Origin of the sequence: Fructilactobacillus florum DSM 22689 = JCM 16035 (assembly GCF_001436645.1) — a bacterium.
Taxonomy (GTDB): Bacteria; Bacillota; Bacilli; order Lactobacillales; family Lactobacillaceae; genus Fructilactobacillus; species Fructilactobacillus florum.
Map to the genome: position 1 here is coordinate 1 of NZ_AYZI01000014.1, position 5,955 is coordinate 5,955.

The 5,955-nt window shown below is 33.9% G+C and carries 6 protein-coding genes and 3 pseudogenes; 2 read left to right on the forward strand and 7 right to left on the reverse strand.

What is annotated here, in order from left to right; genetic code table 11:
• Positions 1-674: 674 nt before the first annotated feature.
• A pseudogene (locus FC87_RS07225) lies at positions 675-764 on the reverse strand (IS3 family transposase); the annotation flags it as partial.
• 103 nt (positions 765-867) lie between these two features.
• Complete coding sequence (locus tag FC87_RS06425) at positions 868-1,221, reverse strand: MerR family transcriptional regulator (protein WP_054690731.1); 354 nt, start codon at positions 1,219-1,221, stop codon at positions 868-870.
• A 77-nt stretch (positions 1,222-1,298) separates the two neighbouring features.
• Between FC87_RS06425 and FC87_RS06430 the strand changes: the two genes are divergently transcribed.
• The gene (locus tag FC87_RS06430; protein WP_056961956.1) at positions 1,299-2,039 is read left to right on the forward strand and encodes an SDR family oxidoreductase; all 741 of its coding nucleotides are present in this window, start codon (positions 1,299-1,301) and stop codon (positions 2,037-2,039) included.
• Between the two features lie 53 nt (positions 2,040-2,092).
• Here the strand turns inward: FC87_RS06430 and FC87_RS06435 are convergent, their stop codons facing one another.
• The 4 genes from FC87_RS06435 to FC87_RS06450 all read right to left on the reverse strand — a co-directional run bounded on the left by FC87_RS06435 (position 2,093) and on the right by FC87_RS06450 (position 4,272).
• Complete coding sequence (locus FC87_RS06435; RefSeq protein ID WP_054690728.1) at positions 2,093-2,326, reverse strand: DUF2922 domain-containing protein; 234 nt, start codon at positions 2,324-2,326, stop codon at positions 2,093-2,095.
• A 13-nt stretch (positions 2,327-2,339) separates the two neighbouring features.
• Positions 2,340-2,543 (reverse strand): DUF1659 domain-containing protein, encoded by a 204-nt coding sequence (locus FC87_RS06440; RefSeq protein WP_009166623.1) that lies wholly within the window; start codon positions 2,541-2,543, stop codon positions 2,340-2,342.
• Positions 2,544-2,609: 66 nt separating this feature from the next.
• A complete protein-coding gene (locus tag FC87_RS07230) occupies positions 2,610-2,774 on the reverse strand; it encodes a helix-turn-helix domain-containing protein (protein WP_162257639.1) in 165 nt (54 codons plus the stop codon).
• Positions 2,775-3,645: 871 nt separating this feature from the next.
• A complete protein-coding gene (locus FC87_RS06450) occupies positions 3,646-4,272 on the reverse strand; it encodes a restriction endonuclease subunit S domain-containing protein (protein WP_162257640.1) in 627 nt (208 codons plus the stop codon).
• 26 nt (positions 4,273-4,298) lie between these two features.
• Here FC87_RS06450 and FC87_RS06455 point away from each other — a divergent pair.
• Positions 4,299-4,847: pseudogene (locus tag FC87_RS06455) on the forward strand (restriction endonuclease subunit S); the annotation flags it as partial.
• Here FC87_RS06455 and FC87_RS06460 read toward each other — a convergent pair.
• Positions 4,834-5,750, reverse strand: a pseudogene (locus FC87_RS06460) (site-specific integrase). The pseudogenes FC87_RS06455 and FC87_RS06460 overlap by 14 nt on opposite strands.
• Positions 5,751-5,955 lie beyond the last annotated feature (205 nt).

Genomic DNA, 5,955 nt, shown 5'->3' on the forward strand with positions numbered 1-5,955 from the left:
ATGTTTTTTTATAAATTTTTTCATAGACAAAAGAACTCCTATGTATAATAATTGTTAAAATAATTTTAACACTTCTTAACATTAAAATATTTAATTAAAAAATACATTTTAAAAATAAATTAAAGATAGTTAGTATGCATAAATCTTATAAGTTCATTACATTATAAATGATTAATTATATGATAAAAAATATCCATTTATTGACATAGGAACATATTTAGTTAGACAAAGAACATCAAAAAAATTAGATTTTTTTGATGTTCTTCACTATTTTTATTATTTTTTCTAACTCACAAGCAAGTAAAATATATATTTATCTTCAACAAAATAATAATGAGCTAATAATATTAAACACATTATTTAAATAAGTTATTATAATCTGGTATTATTCTACAATTTTAAAAATCTTACACAATAATGTATTAAAAAATGCTAATTTTGATATGATCATTTGGCTTACTGAAGTAAAAAATGTAGATTGTATTAAAGGAACCAAGTTAAATAATTTTCCTAAAGCAGTAATAATTGATATTAGTAAACTAGGAGAATTATATAGTAATTTAATTCCTTATAACTATGAAAACTTTAGAAGTGCAGAAAATTAAAACTAAAAAAACAATAAAAAGAGGACTTAAATTGAGTTTCTATGGAAAAGTTAGACACTTCATATAATTTTATATTTTTAAGTATTTACACCTATATTCAGCCGGTGTAAGTCCTGTTTTATTTTTTGAAATTAGTTCATTGTTAAACCAATTAACATATTTATGGTACGTATATTTATAATGTAATTAAAGAAACTTTCAATAGGTGCGTTATCTAAAACTATTTGAAAAGATCCCTGGACAATCATAATGAAACCGCTAACTAATCAATTTCACCACGATCATAGGCTGAGAGCTTTTGCTGTAGCTGATTAATCGTCGCCTGCAAGTCCTGTTTTTGACAGGTTAATCGTGCTAACTCATCGCTCAGAATCTTTCTACGCAACGGTTTGGTCTGACAACCAGCCATAAATAATTTAGTATACTCAGCAAGTGTTTTTACTGGGATTCGAACCTGGCGCATGCACTTAATGAAGGCAATCCACTGCAGGTCCGTTTCACGGTAATTTCGCTTTCCACCAACCCGTTCCACTGGTGGAATCAAACCCGCCCGCTCATAGTACCTCAGCGTAACCGCTGTCAGGCGATATTTTTGCGCCACTTCAGAAATTTTCATCAATCTAACTCCTATCATTTGACTTAAAGTCAAGGTTAAGTAATACACTAATTTAAGTCAAGGAAAGGAGTCTTACTATGAATTTAATGAAAGATAAAGTATTGGTCATCACTGGTGGATCATCTGGAATCGGTGCAGCCACTGCCAAATTGGCAGCTAAGCAAGGAGCGCAAGTCGTTATCGGGGCACGAAACGAGCAACAGCTGCAGAAAGCAGCGACTGCCAACCCCGAACGGATTAGTTACCAAGTTACCGACGTAACTGACCAGGAATCAGTCAAAGCGCTGATCCAGTTCGCCATCACCAAATTTGGTAAGGTAGATATTTTGTACAACAATGCTGGAATCATGCCTCAAGGTTTGTTGCGCAAAAATAAAGCCGACAGCTGGCAAAAGATGCTAAATATTAATGTAATGGGCGTTTTAAACGGAATTGCTGCGGTTCTCCCTTCCATGAAGGAACAGGGTCATGGTTTAATTATGGCAACTGATTCAGTAGCTGGGCACGTCCTGTATCAGGGATCAGCCGTCTATAACGGAACAAAATTTGCGGTTCGTGCCATCATGGAGGGACTCCGTCAAGAAGAACATGCTAATAACATCAAGACCGGCATCATCTCACCTGGAGCCGTTGAAACTAACTTACTCAGCACTGTGGGCGATGATGACATTAAAAAAGCTGTCGAAAATGCTAATCAACAGAAAAATGGGGCGTTGTCTGCTGAAGATGTAGCCCAATCAGCCGTCTTCATGATGAACCAACCAGAAAATGTTGATATCAACGAGATTCTCGTTCGCCCAACCGGGCAGAACGTTTAACCTAGCCCTAACTAAATAATCCCTCAGCCAAATTCAGCTGAGGGATTATTTAGTTAGGCGACTGGTTTACTATCGTCAAAGATTGGTGAGACTTGATTATCACTATAGCGAGCAGCAACTGGGGTTACGTACAGCTGAACCCCATCCTTTTGAAACATCTCCAAGGCAGCAATCCGCTGCATCAGTGCTTTCGTTTCTGTGGATTGTAAAACCTGATTAGCATAGTTCAATTTCAACGTCCGTAGTTTGTGTTGTTCTGATTTAAAGACTAATTCTAAAACTTTCATATTTTACCCTCCATTAGGCAGTTAAAACACTAGTATCACTGACAACTACTTTTTTAACCTGATCACCAGATAGTTCTGCTAAAATTGTTCCAAATTTTTCAAGTTGGTTATCGGAAACATTTGCTACTACGCTGGCAAAACTACGACGCAACCCCGTCTCGTGGCCAGTCCCCACCATCGTATAAGTTGCCGTTGTTTTCATCCAATTCTTTTTCATAGTCTGCTCCTCATTAACTTCTAATTTTATAAGTGGTTGGCCAACCCTTACCTAGATAGAAACGTTTTACCGAGCAAATGTGTTACCCAAAAGTACGACAGCTTTTTGTTGAATCCGTAAGCGCCATTGGTAAAGGGTCTTACGTGATACTTGTAGTTCACGAGCCATACAACTAATTGTTTTTCCTTCAAGGTATAGCCCTCGTAAAAGTTGCTGCTCTGATGAATCCAATTTTTGTAAAATTGCACCAAAAAGTAATTCGGTTTCATAATCAGGAGTCGCAGTAAAAATCTGATTAGTAAGCTCGGTTACCCCCCCCCCCGAANGGTCTTCTGGCGCAAAACGTCTAGTAATTTCCAGTAGACCGCTTGATAAATATAGTTCATCATTTTGGGATGATTTTCCCGCTCATGGGGGTACTTTTGATAGGCGCAGACAAATGCTAAACGCCCTTCCTGAGCTAAATCATCATACTGTTGCTGAAATGGTCTAATGTTGAGCCGTTTTAAAACTCCATAAATGACAACTTCATGGTCATCCAGTAACATAAATTGAAATGCTTGGCATGCTGTTGGTTCCAAATAAAAAAACTCCCATCACATAGATTGTGATAAGAGATACGGATAAAAATCAGCTTTTATTTGGTGAAAAACAACTTCAAAATAATTTAAATAAAGATGAAATCGACTGAAGAACCTATTATTATCGATAATAAATTTACTCTGAAAAAGCAAAAGTTCTACTACATCAATGAATTCTAGTGATTCGATCTAATATTTAAATTTTTATTCTACAATTCACTATTAACGGATTTTTAGCCGTGATTCCCCGGATGTGCAACAATCTCATTTGTAACAGTAATGGAATCATACATAATAAATCATTCATACCGTGTAAGTATTAATACAATAATTCATTTAATAATTAATCTAGATAAATATATGGCTTCTATAATTTATATACGATGAAAAGACTAATTTTCATTATTTTTTCGAGATAGCCATCGAATTTTAAATTGACATGTAAAAATACCAAAGTTTAATTTAAATTTGAAATCCACTTTTTTATTAATTTTTTTGTCTGGCTTATGCATCAGATCCTCTTATCTTTTCACAAAGAATGTTATTTTTAAAAACAAGCGTAAGTTCTTATAATTTATATAAATAACGTCAAACAAATGCTTAAACTCATTGGCAGCGATGGATTTATTTATAGATTTAAATATCAATCCAACTTTAGTTTGCTCACAAAAATCAGGAATTTTTATAGATAAATTAAGGACTTTATTTTTTGAAATATTATATCTTGAAATACCTTGAGCTAATTTCACTATGTTATTCCTAAAATATTCAGATCTAAATGAATTGGCCAAAAAATAGTTATCAATATTAATATTAGTTCTAAATCCAAAGGAAAAGCTATTTAAATATAAGTTTTCATGTTTGAAATTTAATACTGATGACATACCAACCTCATTTGGAGTTTCAGATGAAATAGTAAAAAAAGCGTCACTAATATTTACCTTGTTTTGTTTTTCTGAACTATTGATTAATACTTTTTCCATTTGTGATTCAGATATCATTTCATTATCAAAAATATTTTTATAAGTGATAAATTTACTATTTCCTATACCAAAGTCATCTTTTGTTTTTCCTGATAATCCACTGTAACTTTCACCAAAATTTTTAAGCTTACGCTGCTCCCAAGTATTGGCAAGTGTAAAAGGCATGTTATTACGCTGTACTTTGGGAGCAGCGTAAGTTAGGAGATCTTGGAGAAATAAAAACGGGGAATACTCCATCTACTAAAAATAAAAAAAATTATTCAATAACTGGATTACCTTGGATTACACCATCAGACATATGTCAGAGAACTATAGCAGATTCTTTGAGAAAACTATCGATAACAGGTATTAAAAATGCAAGAATTGTTCCTGAAGATAGTATCCTAATTACTTCAATTGCAAGCATTGGTAAAAACGCTTTAACTCTTAGAAAAGTATCCTTTAATCAGCAAATAAATGCTTTAGTTCCTAGTGACGATAATGAACCATATTTTTTATTAAGTGAAAGTGAAATTTGGTCTAATAAAATGGAAAATTTAGCTTCATCAGGAACTCTAAAAATTGTTAATAAAAAAACTCTTTCAAATCTAACTACATTTGTTCCCCAAAAAAAGGAACAAAGTAAAATTGGATTGATCTTTAAAGACCTTGACAAATCAATCGCTGCCAATGCGCGTGACCAAAAAAGAGCATTCAAAATATCGAATGCTCAATCCATACGCTTATTTAAACCAGACTAGCAAGATGTTTCATCACTTTATCATTATCTTGATTCTCCAATTCTTGAATAATATGCAGATAAGTATGCTCGGTTGTAGTCATGTTAGAATGCCCCAAACGCCTTGCTACAGAGGCAATACTGACACTGCATATAGTAATAATGACGCATGCGTATGACGTAATCCATGGACAGAAATCACTTTAATTCCTGCTTTTTTACAAAGTCGTTCTAAATAATGATTCACCGTATCGTTATAAATTTTCCCATTCACGAACACTGGTTCGTCTTTTGGTAGATTTTTTGTTAGTTGTGAGAACTGAATCACCGTTTGCCAGTCCAAAGGTACCTTCCGAACCGAAGACTTATTCTTTGTAGGAGCGAACCCCATTTGGTGACTCTTATAATCCCAAGTTTTATTAATGGTTAGTACCTGATGAGTGAAATCAAAATCTTGTGGGGTTACTCCCAATGCTTCTGCAAATCGCAATCCTGTTTTAGATACCAACAAAATAAAATAATCCCAACTAACATTGTCATCTAGGTTAAGCTCATTTAGTAATCCCTGTAACTCGTACTGATGTAAGTACTTTGTCTTATGTTGTCTTTGTTTAATCCCCTTAATGATTGCCTTTCTGGTCGGATCTTTGGTTAAGTACTCCTCTTCCAGAGCATCAATCAATGAACTCTTAAGGTGCCGATGAAAATCCATCGTTGTTTGGCGTTCGTGCGTTTCTGCATAATCATTTAACAATTGTTGATAGGTTAGCCTAGATAAATCTATCATCATTAGTTCCGGTGCCAGCATCACCAACTGCCGATGCGTCATTTGATACTTCTGATAAGTGACTTCACGAACTGCATCCTTTTTATACAATTTCATCCATTGATCAAAGTATTGGTGGAACTTCATTGCTTGTGCCATTAATAGCACCTCCATAAAAAAATAAGCCGGTATATACCGACTTATTTAGAATGACACACAAGTTACTGAACATCTAGGTAATTTCCCTCATCAACAGCGTAAGTAAAAAATTTGACAAAAATTTAAACAAACAAATTTTGCATCAAATATTGTTTAACTTTTTTCAGATTTTCGAGCTTACGTTCATTGGCAGCGATGTAAAAAT

What these genes read in the sequence shown, in the direction of transcription:
- FC87_RS06425 (WP_054690731.1), bottom strand. Translation starts at nt 1,221, where the DNA reads ATGAAAATTTCTGAAGTGGCGCAAAAATATCGCCTGACAGCGGTTACG.
- FC87_RS06440 (WP_009166623.1), bottom strand. Translation starts at nt 2,543, where the DNA reads ATGAAAAAGAATTGGATGAAAACAACGGCAACTTATACGATGGTGGGG.
- FC87_RS06430 (WP_056961956.1), top strand. Translation starts at nt 1,299, where the DNA reads ATGAATTTAATGAAAGATAAAGTATTGGTCATCACTGGTGGATCATCT.
- FC87_RS06435 (WP_054690728.1), bottom strand. Translation starts at nt 2,326, where the DNA reads ATGAAAGTTTTAGAATTAGTCTTTAAATCAGAACAACACAAACTACGG.
- FC87_RS06450 (WP_162257640.1), bottom strand. Translation starts at nt 4,272, where the DNA reads ATGCCTTTTACACTTGCCAATACTTGGGAGCAGCGTAAGCTTAAAAAT.